This is a genomic window from Thioclava sp. ES.031 (genome assembly GCF_002563775.1).
Classification (GTDB): Bacteria; Pseudomonadota; Alphaproteobacteria; order Rhodobacterales; family Rhodobacteraceae; genus Thioclava.
On record NZ_PDJO01000001.1, the window covers coordinates 2,016,637 to 2,031,413 of the forward strand.

Annotated in this window: 15 protein-coding genes and 1 tRNA gene; 6 read left to right on the forward strand and 10 right to left on the reverse strand. The window is 64.0% G+C overall.

What is annotated here, in order from left to right:
* Positions 1 to 16 precede the first annotated feature (16 nt).
* The 4 genes from AXZ77_RS09680 to AXZ77_RS09695 all read right to left on the reverse strand — a co-directional run bounded on the left by AXZ77_RS09680 (position 17) and on the right by AXZ77_RS09695 (position 4,397).
* Positions 17 to 1,093 carry an ABC transporter ATP-binding protein gene (locus AXZ77_RS09680; protein WP_098412503.1) on the reverse strand — a complete coding sequence of 359 codons (1,077 nt, stop codon included), beginning with the start codon at positions 1,091 to 1,093 and terminating at the stop codon, positions 17 to 19.
* Between the two features lie 11 nt (positions 1,094 to 1,104).
* Positions 1,105 to 1,914: an ABC transporter permease gene (locus tag AXZ77_RS09685; RefSeq protein WP_075774834.1), complete on the reverse strand. Its 810-nt coding sequence runs from the start codon at positions 1,912 to 1,914 to the stop codon at positions 1,105 to 1,107.
* Positions 1,915 to 1,921: 7 nt separating this feature from the next.
* Entirely contained in the window at positions 1,922 to 2,818 is an 897-nt protein-coding gene (locus AXZ77_RS09690; RefSeq protein WP_098410991.1) for an ABC transporter permease, read from the reverse strand.
* Between the two features lie 160 nt (positions 2,819 to 2,978).
* Positions 2,979 to 4,397, reverse strand: a complete 1,419-nt coding sequence (locus AXZ77_RS09695) for a PLP-dependent aminotransferase family protein (RefSeq protein WP_098410992.1) — start codon at positions 4,395 to 4,397, stop codon at positions 2,979 to 2,981.
* An 87-nt stretch (positions 4,398 to 4,484) separates the two neighbouring features.
* Here AXZ77_RS09695 and AXZ77_RS09700 point away from each other — a divergent pair, with 87 nt between their 5' ends.
* A complete protein-coding gene (locus AXZ77_RS09700; protein WP_098410993.1) occupies positions 4,485 to 4,673 on the forward strand; it encodes a DUF1127 domain-containing protein in 189 nt (62 codons plus the stop codon).
* A gap of 87 nt (positions 4,674 to 4,760) precedes the next feature.
* Here the strand turns inward: AXZ77_RS09700 and AXZ77_RS09705 are convergent, their stop codons facing one another.
* From AXZ77_RS09705 to AXZ77_RS09720, 5 genes are all read right to left on the reverse strand, one after another.
* Positions 4,761 to 5,498: a Hint domain-containing protein gene (locus AXZ77_RS09705; RefSeq protein WP_098410994.1), complete on the reverse strand. Its 738-nt coding sequence runs from the start codon at positions 5,496 to 5,498 to the stop codon at positions 4,761 to 4,763.
* A gap of 209 nt (positions 5,499 to 5,707) precedes the next feature.
* The gene (locus tag AXZ77_RS09710; RefSeq protein ID WP_176536005.1) at positions 5,708 to 7,984 is read right to left on the reverse strand and encodes a Hint domain-containing protein; all 2,277 of its coding nucleotides are present in this window, start codon (positions 7,982 to 7,984) and stop codon (positions 5,708 to 5,710) included.
* A gap of 422 nt (positions 7,985 to 8,406) precedes the next feature.
* Positions 8,407 to 8,841: a hypothetical protein gene (locus AXZ77_RS19340; RefSeq protein WP_141536249.1), complete on the reverse strand. Its 435-nt coding sequence runs from the start codon at positions 8,839 to 8,841 to the stop codon at positions 8,407 to 8,409.
* 12 nt (positions 8,842 to 8,853) lie between these two features.
* Positions 8,854 to 8,937: transfer RNA gene (locus AXZ77_RS09715), tRNA-Leu, on the reverse strand.
* A 46-nt stretch (positions 8,938 to 8,983) separates the two neighbouring features.
* Positions 8,984 to 9,850, reverse strand: a complete 867-nt coding sequence (locus tag AXZ77_RS09720; protein WP_098410995.1) for a neutral zinc metallopeptidase — start codon at positions 9,848 to 9,850, stop codon at positions 8,984 to 8,986.
* A 135-nt stretch (positions 9,851 to 9,985) separates the two neighbouring features.
* Between AXZ77_RS09720 and AXZ77_RS09725 the strand changes: the two genes are divergently transcribed.
* The 5 genes from AXZ77_RS09725 (at position 9,986) to AXZ77_RS09745 (ending at position 13,750) form a co-directional block, all read left to right on the forward strand.
* Positions 9,986 to 10,564: a YqaA family protein gene (locus tag AXZ77_RS09725; RefSeq protein WP_098410996.1), complete on the forward strand. Its 579-nt coding sequence runs from the start codon at positions 9,986 to 9,988 to the stop codon at positions 10,562 to 10,564.
* Between the two features lie 8 nt (positions 10,565 to 10,572).
* Positions 10,573 to 11,073 carry a disulfide bond formation protein B gene (locus AXZ77_RS09730; RefSeq protein ID WP_255266458.1) on the forward strand — a complete coding sequence of 167 codons (501 nt, stop codon included), beginning with the start codon at positions 10,573 to 10,575 and terminating at the stop codon, positions 11,071 to 11,073.
* A gap of 77 nt (positions 11,074 to 11,150) precedes the next feature.
* Entirely contained in the window at positions 11,151 to 12,053 is a 903-nt protein-coding gene (locus AXZ77_RS09735; protein ID WP_098410997.1) for a PfkB family carbohydrate kinase, read from the forward strand.
* A complete protein-coding gene (locus AXZ77_RS09740) occupies positions 12,050 to 12,970 on the forward strand; it encodes a pseudouridine-5'-phosphate glycosidase (RefSeq protein WP_098410998.1) in 921 nt (306 codons plus the stop codon). The genes AXZ77_RS09735 and AXZ77_RS09740 overlap by 4 nt, the downstream gene beginning before the upstream one ends.
* Positions 12,971 to 13,048: 78 nt before the next feature.
* The gene (locus AXZ77_RS09745) at positions 13,049 to 13,750 is read left to right on the forward strand and encodes a DUF502 domain-containing protein (protein WP_098410999.1); all 702 of its coding nucleotides are present in this window, start codon (positions 13,049 to 13,051) and stop codon (positions 13,748 to 13,750) included.
* Here the strand turns inward: AXZ77_RS09745 and AXZ77_RS09750 are convergent.
* A complete protein-coding gene (locus AXZ77_RS09750) occupies positions 13,732 to 14,769 on the reverse strand; it encodes a patatin-like phospholipase family protein (protein WP_098411000.1) in 1,038 nt (345 codons plus the stop codon). The genes AXZ77_RS09745 and AXZ77_RS09750 overlap by 19 nt on opposite strands.
* Between the last annotated feature and the right edge of the window lie 8 nt (positions 14,770 to 14,777).

A 14,777-nucleotide genomic window follows, 5' to 3' on the forward strand; every position in this document is an offset into this window, starting at 1 on the left:
TAGGCCCCCTGCCCGCTCACCGGAACAGAACCAGCGCCCCGGGCGACCATGCGACGCGGGTGCGGGTGCCGACCTCCAGCACGGGACGCCCGAAGACGTTGCGCATCGAAATGCGGACCGGTTTTTCAGTGCCGTCGAGGCGCACGTCGTAATAGGTCATGTCGCCGTAATAGACGACCTCGTCGATCGTGCCGGGTGCTTCGCGGTCCGAGGCCTGTTGACCTTCATAAAGGAGCGTTAGGGTTTCCGGACGGAAGCCCACCGCCGCACCATCGCCTGCGGGCGCGCTCGAGATCTGACTTTGTGCGACCTCCAGCCGGCCAAGACCCGCCACCTCTGCCGTGACCGCATCGCCCGGCCCGTCCGTCACTGTCGCGGGCAGGAAATTCATCACCCCGATGAAATCGGCGACGCGCCGCGAATTGGGCCGACCATAGAGCACTTCGGGGTCGGCAAGCTGGGCGATCTCGCCCTCGAACATCACCGCGATCCGGTCCGACATGACCAGCGCCTCTTCCTGATCGTGGGTCACCAGAACGAAGGTGATCCCGACCTCGCGCTGCAGCTTGATCAGCTCGACCTGCATCTGCTCGCGTATCTTGCGGTCGAGCGCGGAGAGCGGCTCGTCGAGCAGCAAAACCTTGGGCTTCAGGATCAGCGCGCGGGCCAGTGCGACGCGCTGGCGCTGCCCGCCCGAGAGCGCATGGGCCGCGCGGGCGCCGTAGCCGGAAAGCCCCACCATCTCGAGCGATTCCTCGACCAGCTTGGCCTTCTCCGATTTCGAGCGCGGATCGCGGCGCAGGCCGAAGCCCACATTCTCGGCCACGCTCAGATGCGGGAAGATCGCGTAGGACTGGAACACCATGTTCGTGGGGCGCTTGTTCGGCGGCACGCCCACCATCGTCTTGCCGTCGATCAGCACCGCGCCTTCCGAAATCTCCTCGAACCCCGCGATGGTGCGCAGCAGCGTGGTCTTGCCACAGCCCGACGGACCGAGAAGCGAGAAGAACTCGCCCGCGCGGATCTCGGCGGTGATGCCGCGCAATGCGTGATAATCGCCGTAATATTTATGAACGTCCTGAAAGGCGATCATCGGTTTATCGGTCACAGGAAACCTCCGGTATCCTTGGCGCCGGTCCGTTTGACCCCGCGCCGGCGGAAGAATTCGGCCACGCTCAGAAGCAGGATCGAGGCCGCGACGAGGCAGGTGCCAAGCGCCATGATGACCGGGATCGCTGACGGGAAACGCAGCTGGGAAAAGATATAGGTGGGCAGCGTGGGCTGGTTGCCCGCGAGGAAGAAGGCCACGATGAACTCGTCCAGAGAGATCGTGAAGGAGATCAGGAAGGCCGAGATGATGCCCGGCATCACCAGCGGCAGCACGATCAGGCGGAAGGTGGACATCCGCGTCTCGCCTAGATCGACCGCCGCTTCTTCCAGCGACTGATCCAGCGTCGCGAAAGCCGTTTGCAGCACCGCGATCGCATAGGGCAGCGAGATGATCACGTGGCCCAAGATCACCGTCGCGATCGACAGGTTCACCTTCAGCACTTCGAGCATCACCAAGAGCAGCGACATCCCCATCAGGATATCGGGCAGCACCATCGGCAGCAGGATCAGCCCCATGATCCCGCCCTTGCCCTTGAAGCGATAGCGCGTCGAGGCACGCGCGGCGAAGACCGCGAGGATCGTGGCGCCGGCGGAAGAGGTCAGCGCGATGATCAGCGAATTCGACAGCGCGTGGCGCAGCGTGTCGTTCTCGGCCATCTTCGCGAACCAGTCGGTCGTGAAGCCCTTCAGCGGAAAGGCGATGATCGTGCCGTCATTGAAGGCAAACAGCGGCAGCAGGAAGATCGGCGCATAGAGGAAGATCAGGTAAGCGATCGCGTAGATCTTGAGGGACGGGATTTTCATGCGCGGCTCACTTTCCGGCCTTCAGGAAACGGCGGTTGAGCCAGAGGAACACCAGAGACAGCGCGGCGACCACAAGAAGCGAACTGACCGCGATGGCCGAGCCCATGGGCCGGTTGTCCAGGGGCAGCATCTGCGCCTGAATGAGGTTCGCGACCATCGGCATCTTGCCGCCCCCGATCAGCTCGGGCGTGACGTAATCGCCCACCGTCGGGATGAAGACGATCAAGGTCGCGGCCACCACGCCGGGCATCGCCAAGGGCAGCGTCACGCGCAGGAAGGTGCGCCAGCGGCTCTCGCCCAGATCCTGCCCCGCCTCCAGCAGCGAGCGGTCGATCTTCTCGAGGCTCACGAAGATCGGCAGGATCGCGAAAGGCGCATAGGCATGGGCCAGCGTCAGCGCAATCGCCCCAACCGAATTGAGCATCTGCAGCGGATCCGCGACCAGCCCGTTCGGCCCGATGATCCCGATCCCCTCCAGCGCCGAATTGATCACGCCGTTATAGCCAAGGATCACCTTCCACAGGAACACGCGGATCAGGTAGGACGTCCAGAAGGGAATCGTGATCAGAAATATCCAGCGCGCCTTGCGGTTCGGCGCCAGACCGAAGCTCAGATAATAGGCAATCGGGAAGGCCAGCGCGACCGTGACCAGCGTCACCAGCCCCGCCACCAAGAGCGAGCGGACCAGAATCACGCGAAAGATGGGATCGGTCCATGTCGCGATGTAATTCTGGACGGTGAATTTATGCACCACCGTCAGATAGCCGTCCTGGAAGAAGGAATAGGCAAGGATCGTGACCAGCGGCGCGGCCAGTAAAAGAACGGCATAGAGGAAGGGCGGCGAGATCAGCGCATAGCCCTGCGCGGACTCGCTGCGCAGCCAGCTCTCCCCTTTACCCGCCATCCATCTCTCCCGATTTGCACCCGTCTCGGGCGTCGTTGGATGTCACGAAAGCACAAGGTCGCGGGCGTGAAAAGAGGGCAACCGCCCCCGCACGCGTAAGGGCAAGGCAGGTGCTGTAAATTTGTGCAGCGCGACCGGGTGCCGGGTCTGGCACCGAACGTCAGACCGGCAGATCGTCGGGCATCCGCTCCAGCAGCCCCGTCAGCGTGCGCAGAGCCGAGCGGAAGCGCTCCTCCGGCACCGAGCCTGCCATCGCGATGCGCACCGCGTTGGGCGCCTGCCCGTCCTGCACCACATATTCGTCGGCCGAGCGCAGCAGCACGCCTTCCATCTCGGCCATGCGCGCGAAGGTGGAGCCGCGCCAGCCCATCGGCAGTTTCAACCAGAGGAAGCTCAGCCCCGGCAGCCAGTTGAAATCCTGACCCGCCAGCGATTGCACCGTCATCTGCAGCCGCCGCCCCATCTCCTCCTGCGCGGCGTAACGCAGGCGCATCGCCTCGCCGCTCTCGAACAGGAGAGCGACCATGTCGGTGATCGGACGCGCGAGGCCGAAGAAGCTGTGCTGGGCGGCCAGCCGCCCCACCTCGCCCATGCCCTCGGGCGCGGCCACAATGCCGAAACGCATCCCCGCCGAGATCGTCTTCGACAGCGAGGTGACATGCCAGCTGCGCTCGGGTGCGATGACGCGGAAGCTTGGCAGACCGGTGACCGGCGCGGTGTAGCAATCGTCCTCGATGATCTGCAGATCGTGGCGGCGCGCGACCTCGGCCAGCGCTTCGCGGCGCGCCGCGTCCATCCGTCCCGCCGTGGGGTTCTGCGCATCGGGCGTGATGCAGACGATCTGGCCACCATGTTTGCGACAGGCCGCGTCGAGCGCATCGGGGATCATCCCCTGCGCATCGATCGCGACCGGATGCACCTCGGCCCGGTTGAGCCGTGCGGCGTGCCGGAAACCGGGATAGGCCAACTCTTCGATATAGACGCCGGGGCGGTCACCGCGCAGGCAGGTCTGCATCACGAGGTTGATCCCGTTCTGCCCGCCATGGGTCAGCACGAGATCGTCGGCATTGAGCTCCGACGCGAGCGAGCAATCTTTCGGGAACCAGTCCATCACCGCCTCGCGGCAATAGGCGTCGCGGCGCAGGCCAGGATATTGCAGATAGGTCTTGCCGATGTCGCGGGCGGCTTCGGTCATCGCCCATTGTAACGCTTTTGTCTGGCCGACATCGGGCAATTGTGGCGATCTCAGATTGACCAGATCGTCCGGGGTGGCGTCGACATCCTCTCCGGTATGGCGATAGAGCGGCTCGCGGGGACCGAGTCGCTGCGTTTGTGTCGATACAAAGGTACCGCGCCCGACCTTGGCCTCCAGCAACCCCTCCTGCGTGGCGATCTGATACCCCCGCGCCACGGTGCCGGGCGTGACCCCCAAAGACCATGCCAAGTCCCTGACTGTAGGTAGTTTTGTGCCCGGCTTGAGATCGCCACGGCGGATCCCTTCGCGCAGCGCGCGGACCAGCGCGAGATATTTCGGGCCGGAGATATGGGCGAGTTCGGGAGACCAGCTTGTATCAGTCACAATATTTCTCTGGTTGCCTAAAAGGAGTCATTGTATCCCTTCTATAGCAACAAAGATCACATTGTATCAATACAGAAAGGCATCGCAATGTTTACCCTGTCGCGGACCCGTCCCGTTCCCGCCCGTCATGGCCGTCTGGGCCTGATCGCGCGCGTTGCGCGCGTCCTCGAAACTCGCCGCACGCGGATGGCGCTGGGGAAACTCGATGACCATCTGCTCGAAGATATCGGAGTTAGCCGGGAGATTGCCCGGCAAGAAGGGCGCCGCTTCCTGTGACGCGAACGATCCGGGCAATTCCCCTGACCGGAATCGTCTTTTGGCCGGGCCTCAGCGCCCGGCTCTTTTTTGCCGTTTAATGGAAGCTCACTCGCTGGACTGCATCTCGGCCGGTGCGGCACCCGCATCGCGCCGTGACAGATCCGGGCGCAGCGACAGCAACTCCGCCCGCTGCGCCGCATCGAAGCCCGCCAGCATGGCGGTCTCGGGCCGGAAACTCTCAACCCACACCCCTTCGCAAAGCAGCATCTCCGGCGCATCGAGCAGCAGCTGCAGATAGCGCACGCCGTCATCACCCCTGTCGGCCTCGACCCCGTCCAACCCGACAAGCTCTTGTGCTATCACGACATTTCCGCGCAGCGGCGCGAGCAACCGGTGATTGGGCGAGACGCGCAGATCCTGCGCGGGATGCCCTTCGCCAAGCGCGCCCGCGCGGATGCACACCGGGCGCAGCAGCGGATTGAGCGCGAGATCGGTCGCGGTGAAGACCCGCGATCCGACCCAGCGCAGCGCCTGAATGCCGGACTCTCGGGTCACAAGCCGCGCGCCGGGGCGCAGATCGCCCGCCGCGACGCCACCGGCCTCGGTCGCCACGCGCGTCTCGGGTGTCACACAGGGAATGGCCGCGCGAAACGCCGCGATGGAGCCGGAAAACACCGTCTCGCCCGCCGCGTCATAGCCACTGATATGACCGTCGGTCTCGTCATGACTGTCGAATTCCAGACGCAACGCCTCGGTGCGCGCCATCGCGGTGCATCGCAGCCCCTGGGCCGGCGATTGCGCCAAAATCTCCGCGATATCCTTTGCGCGCATGCTCCGCGTCATCCGATCCTGCTGCCTCCCAACAGTCGAGATCCAGAATGACACGATAGCGACAAAACTCTAAGGCGAAAACGTGTTTTGCCACTTCTACGTGCGGGGTAGCGGAAACGCAGTGTTCGTTTGGCGGAAACAACACGCGAGCGGCGCGTCCGGAGACACCCCGGACGCGGTCGCTATTTTCGCTCTGGCGCGGGCCCGATGGCGCGCGCGGGTCAGCTCATCAGCAGCACGTTCGCTTCGTGCTTCTTCAGCGTCTTGCGCGCCGCGTGATAGGAATCGCGGCCCTTCGCGGTCTGAAGGTCGGGGAAGATCTCGAAGATTTCCTGACGCTGCGAGTTGCCCATGCCGCCCAGCGTCTGATCGCCGGGCTGGAAGCTTTCGGTCCAGGAGCCGTTGGCGAGCAGCACTTCATGGCGGTCGAACATGAAGTGCAGATAGCTGGTGCCCAGCGTCTCCACCGTATCGACGCCCCGGTTGGCGACGAGATGCTTGGCCGCAACAAGAACCTCATGCTCTTCGAAATAGAGCGCGGTCTTGTCATTGGCGACGAGCATCCGGTGGTTCGGCGAGACCATCATGTCGCGCTCGGGCAGATCGTTACCCAGCGAGCCCTTGCGGATCAGCACCGGCTTGAGATGCGGCGCGTGCTGCAGGCGCTCGCGGCTCATCTCGGCGCGGCCTGCCCAGCGGACTTCCTGGATGCCGTTGTCGCGGGTCAGGACCTTGTCGCCTTCGCGCAGCGTCTCGACCGGAACCTCGCCGCGCGGCGTCGCGATCAGCGTGCCCGGCGTGAAGCAGGGGATGATATCCTCCATATTGGAGAATTCGAGCGTCCCGGTGACATTGCCGCTGCCGTCGAGGAAATCGACCGTCCCGGCATAGGTGCTGACACCCGAGACCGGATCGTAATCGGTGACCGTCGAATGGACGCGCAGCGGGCCCGCGCCCTGCAGATCGAGCGTGTCGTAATCGTCGCCGCCCTCGCCGCCATCCAGCGTGTCGCCGATCCCGTCGGTCGAGGAGCCGACGACGAACAGGTCGCGATCGTCGCCGCCATAGACGCGGTCGGCCCCCGCGCCGCCATCGAGCGTATCGTTGCCTTCGCCGCCGTCGAGATTGTCCGAGCCTGCGCCGCCATCCAGCGTATCCTCGCCCTGCTGGCCGTAGAGCACGTCATCGCCCAGACCGCCCATGATGCTGTCATCGCCGGGCTCGCCCGGGTCGTCTTGCACCGGGCAGGTGTCATAGGTCATGTCGGTGATCGAGATCGCCTGATCCGTATCGCCACCATTCGAGTAGGCGATGGTCAGCTTCGCGGTCGGGTCGTTAATGGTGACCTTGACCGAGCCGATCTGGTCGTCCTGGTTCAGAGAGCCAGTATCCTGATCGCCGCCGGTGATCGTGTAGGTGCCGTCGCCATTGTCGGTGACGGTCTGGTTGCCCTCGGGGTCGATCGTGATGTCGACCGGGTTGCCATCGGCGTCCACCGCCGAAAGCGTCACGATATCGACATGGTCGTCATAGCTGTCGGAGCGGTCGAGATCGTTGATGCGGAAGCTCAGCCCCTGAACTTCGCCGGTGTAGTCGCTATTGTCCGACGAGAAGGTCAGAACGGTCGTCGAGGTCGGCGACACGCCGTCTCCGCAATCGCCGCCCGCACCATAGAGTTGCAGCGCCGAGCAGCTGTCGAAGTTTTCGCCCGCTTCGGTATATTGCGCCGACGTGGTCAGCGTCGCCTTCGCACCGTAATCCTGCGACTGGAAGTCGAAATGGACCTTGGTCTCGCCCAGATCGACGGTCTGGTCCTTCACCTCGCCGCAATCGGTCTGGAAGTGGCTCCAATCCACGGTCTCCGAGACCGGATCGCAGGCCGGGCCGCCCGCGGGATCGTTGTCGCCATAGATCGTGTCGTTGCCGTCACCGCCTTCGAGCGTGTCGTTGCCACCCTCGCCAAAGATCAGGTCGTTGCCCTGGCCGCCCTCGACCGAGTCGTTGCCCTGACCGGCATAGACCGTGTCATTGCCGTCGCCCGCGATGATGTAGTCGTCATTCGGCGCGGCCCCCGGAAGGATCGCGTCGTTATTGTCGACCATGTCGCCTTCGGGATCGCCGGTGTAATGAGCGTCGATCAGATCGCTACCGGAGGTGCCTTCGACGATGCCGTCGGGCGCGCTCACGTCGATCGTGACGGTCGCGGTGTCGTAACCGCCCTGCCCGTCATAGATCTGGTAGGTGAAGCTGTCGGTGCCGGAATAGTTGGGATCGGGCGTGTAGGTGATCGTGCCATCGGGATTCACCGTGACCGAGCCATGCGCCGGATCGCTCGCCCAGGTCACCTTGAGCGGATCGCTGTCGGGATCGCTGTCATTCGAGAGCACGGCAATCGTCTGCGCGGTGTTGTACTTCACGTTCGCGCTGTCGTTGACAGCGTTCGGATCGGAGTTCTTGTCGCAATCATCGTCGTCGTGATGATAGTAGAAATAAGTCATCCCCAACTCTCCTTGGCGTCCGCTTGGCTCCATGGCCCCGCGCCGTGTCTTCCCTTTGGCGCAAAGCGGCAGCGCCATGACGTGGCCGGACCAGAAGTCCGAACGTGAATGTCGAGAAGAATTGGCCGGCGTCAGCGCACGCGGGCGCTGCCAGCAAAGTCGCCGCAGATCGCTCCGCGTCTCCTTTACCCTAAAGGTCGAGGCCGTTATGGATCGGTCCCCTTGGCAGCGCCGGGCGAGCTCTCTTTCGACAACTCTTCTCTTCGGCCACCCCCATGGCCAAAAGCCCCCCAGCAGGGCTTGGCCTCAATTTGCCCTTCTGCTCGCCACAAAGAAAAGGGGAATTTGCCGTTTTCTTGCCTCATTTCGGGGGATTGCTTGAAAAACGAGCACCAATACTCCGAATCGAGAAGTGCCTGTTTTCAAACAGCGTTTCTATTTTGCAAAAGACGAACTCCCATTTTGCTCAGCAAACTTGCCAAAGTTTTGCCATATTTAAACTCCCGGTTGTGTGGCGATTGTCTGATCCATGTTATAAGGCGAAAAACTGTTTTCAGATAAGCGACAATACCTGGATCGATTTGTTTCCCGGAGAGGCCCAAATCGCGACCATATTTCTGCCGTGAATATGTCCCAATTGTCCTCAAGATCGCCGCAATGCGGTATCTGGTGCCCGTTTGTTCTGAGAACGAAACGAGATTTTTCCGAATCATCTTTTGATAACCACGTTTCACGATGCCGGGCTCTGCCGCAATTTCGCCTGACTTGGACAAAGAAGCTCCGGGCGCAGAAAACACCCGCGCCGGACATGCGCAAAACGCGCCGGTCGGATCACCGACGGCGCGCGGATCTGTCATCTTAGGAAGGTCTGGTGCCCGAGGTCGGATTCGAACCGACACGCATTGCTGCGGCGGATTTTGAATCCGCTGCGTCTACCATTCCGCCACTCGGGCCCAGTTCGAATCCTCTAGCGCGCAGCCGCGCCCGAGGCAAGTACGCTTACAGGTTACGCGTTGAAAACGTGTCGCATTGCTTGAGATCGCCGCTGAGATACCCCCGCTCGAACCAGCGTTGCCGTTGGGCGGAACTGCCATGGGTGAAGCTGTCGGGCATCGGAACCCGGCCCGCCTCGCGCTGCAGCGTATCGTCGCCGATTTGCGCGGCGGCGTTCATCGCCTCCGCGATATCGCCCGGCTCGATCGCGCCGATCTGATCCTCGGCGCGGCGCGCCCATATCCCCGAGAAGCAGTCGGCCTGCAACTCGATCCGCACCGAAAGCGCATTGGACTGCGCCTCGGAGCTCTGCGCGCGCACCTCATTAACCTTACCGAGAATCCCAAGCTCATCCTGCACGTGATGGGCCACCTCATGCGCGACCACATAGGCGGCGGCGAAATCGCCCCGCGCGCCGAGCTGCTGGCTCAGCGTGTCGAAAAACGCGGTATCGAGATAGATCTTCTGATCGCCCGGACAGTAGAACGGCCCCGTCGCGCCGCTCGCATTGCCGCAGGGCGATTGCGTGACCCCACTATAGAGTACCAGCACCGCCGGATCGTATTGCCGCCCGAGATCGGACTGGAACACGCCCTGCCAGACCTCTTCGGTATCGGCCAGCGTCACCGAGACGAAATCGCCCATCGCCTTCTCGCGCTCGCTCAGCTCGCCCGACTGCGTGACCATCGGGCCCGAGCCGCCCGCGCCGCCGTTCAGAAGCGGCGTCAGATCGACCCCGAGGAAATAGGCCGCGACGACGATCGCGACCACGCCGAGACCGCCGCCGCCCAGACGGATCGCGCCGCCCCCTGCCCTGCGCTGGCCGCGCCGGTCCTCGATATTGCGGCTGCCGCGCCGCCCTCGCCATTGCATTCGCGAATGCCTCCCTCGCTTTTATGTGAAGTCTAGCGTGAGGCCGGGAAAAGCAAAGGTGCAACGCGCGTGACTTGACCTTGCGGCCCGCGCAGGAGATGAAGCGAACCGAGCAGCAAGGAAAAGGATGCCGCCATGATCCGCCGCATCTACGACTGGACGATGGCCCGCGCGAGCCACCCGCATGCGATGTGGTATCTCGCCGCTGTCGCCTTCATCGAAGCCTCGGTCTTCCCGATCCCGCCCGACGTGCTGATGATCCCGATGATCCTCGCGCGGCCCTGGGCGGCATGGCGCATCGCGCTGGTGGCGACCCTGTCGTCGGTCGCGGGCGGCTGTCTGGGCTATCTGATCGGCTATGGATTCATGGATGCGATCGGCAAGCCGGTGCTGGATTTCTACGGCAAGGCCGATGATTTCAACACGCTGGCGGCCCGGTTCAACGAAATGGGCGGATGGGCCGTGCTGATCGCGGGCGTCACGCCCTTCCCCTATAAGGTGATCACGATCTTCGCCGGCGCCACGAATCTGAGCCCGGCGCTCTTCCTCGGCGTCTCCTTCATTGCCCGCGCGCTGCGCTTCTTCGTGGTGGCGGGGCTCTTGTGGAAATTCGGCGAACCGATCAAAACCTTCATCGAGCGCTGGCTCGGCCCGCTCTTCACCATCTTCGTCATCCTGCTGATCGGCGGGTTCTATCTTCTGAAATATCTCTGAGGCCCCCGATGCAAGATCGCATGCAAACCCTGACCTCCTTCCGCAGCCTCGTAGGCCTTGCCGCCGCGGGTTCCGCCTTCGTGCTGGCCGGGGCCTTCGTCTTTCAGGCGTTCGGCTACGCGCCCTGCCATCTGTGCCTGCTGCAACGCTGGCCGCATCTGGCCGCGGCGATCATCGGGCTCGTGATCCTCGCCTTCCGCCTGCCTGGCTGGACCGCGCTTCTGGGGATGCTGGCCGCGCTGACCACCTCGGTCATCGGCTTCTATCACTCGGGCGTCGAGCGGAAGATCTTCGAGGGCCCCACCGATTGCACCTCGAGCGCCGTGGATACGACCGTTTCCGCCGCCGACCTGCTCAAGCAGATCAACGAGGCGCCGCTGGTGCGCTGCGACGAGATCCCGTGGGACATCTTCGGCATCACCATGGCGAACCTCAACGCAGTCGGCTCGCTCGTGCTGGCAGGCATCTGGCTCTGGGCCTTCCTGAAATCGCGCCGCCCGGCGCTGTGATCTGAGGGGATCGACCGGGCCGCTGCGCGCGGCCAAGCCCCCTTGCTCCGCCCCGAAAACCGCGCCAAGAACCGCGCATGAGCGAATCCAGACCTGATATTCTGTGCATCGGTTCGGTCCTGTGGGACATCATCGGCCGCGCCTCGGTGCATATGCATGAAGGCTCCGACGTGCCGGGGCGGATCGAACGGCTGCCCGGTGGGGTAGCGATGAATATCGCGATGACGCTGCGCCGCTATGGGCTGAAGCCTGCGGTGCTGACCGCGCTGGGGCGCGACAGTCAGGGCAACGACCTGATCCAATCCGCCGAGGTGCTGGGCGTCGATTGCAATTATCTCTACCGTTCCGACGATCTGCCGACTGATCGTTATATGGCGATCGAAGGCGCGAACGGGCTGATTGCGGCCATCGCGTATGCACATTCGCTGGAGGCTGCGGGCGAGAAAATCCTCGCGCCGCTCGCGGATGGGCGGCTCGGCACGGAAAACGAGCCCTGGACCGGCGCCATCGCGCTCGACGGCAATCTCACCGAGGCGCTTCTCAGCCAGATCGCGCATTCGCCGCTTTTCGCCAAGGCCGATCTGCGCGTGGCCCCCGCCAGCCCCGGCAAGGCGGAACGGCTGACGCCGCTGCTGACCCATCCGGCGGCGACGCTTTACGTCAATCTCGAAGAGGCGGGCATCCTGTGCCAGGGCAGTTTCGAGAGCGCTGAACATGCCGCCGAGACCCTGCTGGAGCGCGGGGCGCAACGCGTGCTGGTGACCGATGGCGGCAAGGCAGCCGCCGACGGCAGTGCGGCTGCGGGTAACGTGATTTCCTCGGCCCCGCCCCCTGTCCTCGTGACCCGCGTGACCGGCGCGGGCGACACTTTCATGGCCGCGCATCTCGTGGCCGAACAGCGCGGCGCGGACCGCATGGAGGCGCTCGAGAGCGCCCTGACCGCCGCCGCGCGCTATGTTTCCGGAGAACTCGCCACATGAACGCTCCTCTGACCTTCGCCGCCGAAGTCGCTGACGCGAAAGCCGAAAACCGCCCCGTCGTCGCGCTGGAATCGACGATCATCACCCACGGGATGCCCTATCCGCAGAACCTCGAGACCGCGCAGGCGGTCGAGGCCGAGATCCGCAAGGCGGGCGCGGTGCCGGCCACGATCGCGGTGATGGGCGGCAAGATCCATATCGGGCTGGAGGCGGAAGAACTCGAAGCGCTCGCGCAGACCAAGGACGCGATGAAGGTCAGCCGCGCCGATCTGGCGGTGTGCCTCGCGAAAGGCGCGACGGGCGCGACCACTGTCGCCGCGACGATGATCTGCGCGCACCTCGCGGGCATCGACGTCTTCGCCACCGGCGGGATCGGCGGCGTCCATCGTGGCGCGGAAGACAGTTTCGACATCTCCGCCGACCTTCTGGAACTGGCGCAAACCCCGGTCAGCGTGGTCGCGGCGGGTGCCAAGGCGATCCTCGATCTGCCGAAGACGCTCGAAGTTCTGGAGACCCACGGCGTGCCGGTCATCGCCTACGGGCAGGACGCCTTCCCCGCCTTCTGGTCGCGCAATTCCGGCCTGCCCGCGCCGCTGCGCGCAGACAGCGCCGCCGAAATCGCCAAATCGCAACTCGCACGCGCATCCCTCGGCCTGCCGGGCGGTCAGTTGATCGCGAACCCGATCCCCGAAGAGGCCGAGATCGCCCGCGAGGAAATCGTGCCGGTGATCGAACAGGCGCTGCAAGAGGCCGAGGCGCAGGGCATCGCGGCCAAGGCGGTCACGCCCTTCCTGCTGTCGCGCATTTTCGAGCTGACCGAAGGCCGCTCGCTCGAGGCCAATATCGCCCTCGTTCTGAACAACGCCCGTCTGGCTGCCGCAATCGCGGGCGAAATCATCACAGCGCGGGCCGCCTGATACGCGGCCCATTGCCCATCGTGGCGGCGCTGCCTAGATAGCAGGCAACGCATCGCCACGAGAGGGCGCATCCAGATCATGACCAAAGACGACCCCCATCCGCGCCGCCGCTCGCGCTTTGCCGCGCTGCGCGCCTCCTTCTTCACCGGGTTGATCGTCGTCGCGCCGATCGGCCTGACGATCTGGCTCATGTGGACGATGGCCGGCTGGGTCGATGGTTGGGTGCTGCCGCTTGTGCCGCCAGAGCTCCGCCCCGAACGCTATATTGGCGTCAATGTGCGCGGGCTCGGCGTCATCATCTTCCTTGTGTTCACCGTCATCGTCGGCTGGCTCGCCAAGGGCTTCTTCGGCCGTACGATGCTGCGCTTCGGCGAGAGCATCGTCGATCGGCTGCCCTTCGTGCGCACGGTCTATAACGGCCTCAAGCAGATCGCGGAAACGGTGCTCAGCCAGTCCGAAGGCAAATTCGACCGCGCCTGCATGATCGAATACCCGCGCGAGGGGCTGAAAGCGGTCGCCTTCGTCTCCTCCACCGCGAAGGGCGAAATCGCGGCGAAGGCCGAAGACGACGACCCGCTGATCTCGGTCTTCCTGCCGACGACGCCGAACCCGACTTCGGGCTTCCTGCTCTTCGTCCCGCAATCGCAGGTGACCTATCTCGACATGTCGGTCGAGGATGCGGCGAAGCTGATCATCTCGGCAGGGCTCGTCTATCCGCAGCCGAAAGAGGCGAAACCCGCGAAGAAAACCAAGGTGAAACTTCAGTCGAACAAGGCCTGAAGATCGGTCGACGCCTCTTTGCCGATCTTGTCGGCATGGGCGTCGAACCAGCGATCCGCCGCAGCCCGGCCCGCCAGTTTCAGCTTCGCGAGCATCCCCCATTCGGGCAGGATCTTCGATTTCGCGCTCAGCTCGCCCATGACGTCGTCATCGGCGATCATATGGATCAGCACGTCCTTCATCGCCCCTTCGGGCAGCCGGTCCTCGCGGATCAGCCGATGCACGAAATTGATCGCCCGCAATTCGCGCAGCAGCGAGGAGTTGAAGCTGATCTCGTTGATCCGCTCGTCGATCTGCGCAGGGGTCTTCGGCACCTCGTCGCGGAAAAGCGGGTTGATCGAAATCACCACCACATCGCGCGGATAGGCCGGTTCGAACAGCGGAAACAGCGGCGGATTGCCGGTGTAGCCGCCATCCCAATAGGCCTCGGTGCGACCCGTCTTCGGATCGTCGATCTCGACCGCCTGAAAAATCTCGGGCAGGCAGGCCGAGGCGAGAATGGCATCCGCGGTGATCTCGTCGCCGGTGAAGACGCGGATCTTGCCGGTGCGGACATTGGTGGCCGAGACATGCAGCCGCGGCCCCTCGCTCGCGCAGACATCGCGATAGCGAAACCGCTCGACCACCGAGCTCAGCGGATTGACGTAGAACGGCCCCGCATCATAGGGCGAGAACACCCGCGACATGCCGTCGATGAAAGCCGCGGGCGTGAAGGCGTCGAACCAGCGCGTCAACGCCTCGGTGCCGGGAAGTTGCGCAGGCATCAGTCGCTCGATGCGCAGATCGACGCTTTCGGCGACCTGACTCCAAAGCTCGTCCAGAGCCTCGCGTGCGCCCTGACGACCGCCCCGCGCATAGCCCGCCTTGAACGCAGCCCCGTTCAGCGCCCCGGCAGAGGTGCCCGAGATCGCCGCGTAGTCCAGCCACTCTTCATCCAGAAAACGGTCGAGAACGCCCCAGGTGAACGCGCCATGCGCGCCCCCACCTTGCAATGCGAGGTTAATGCTCTTGCGGTTCATCGGCTCGG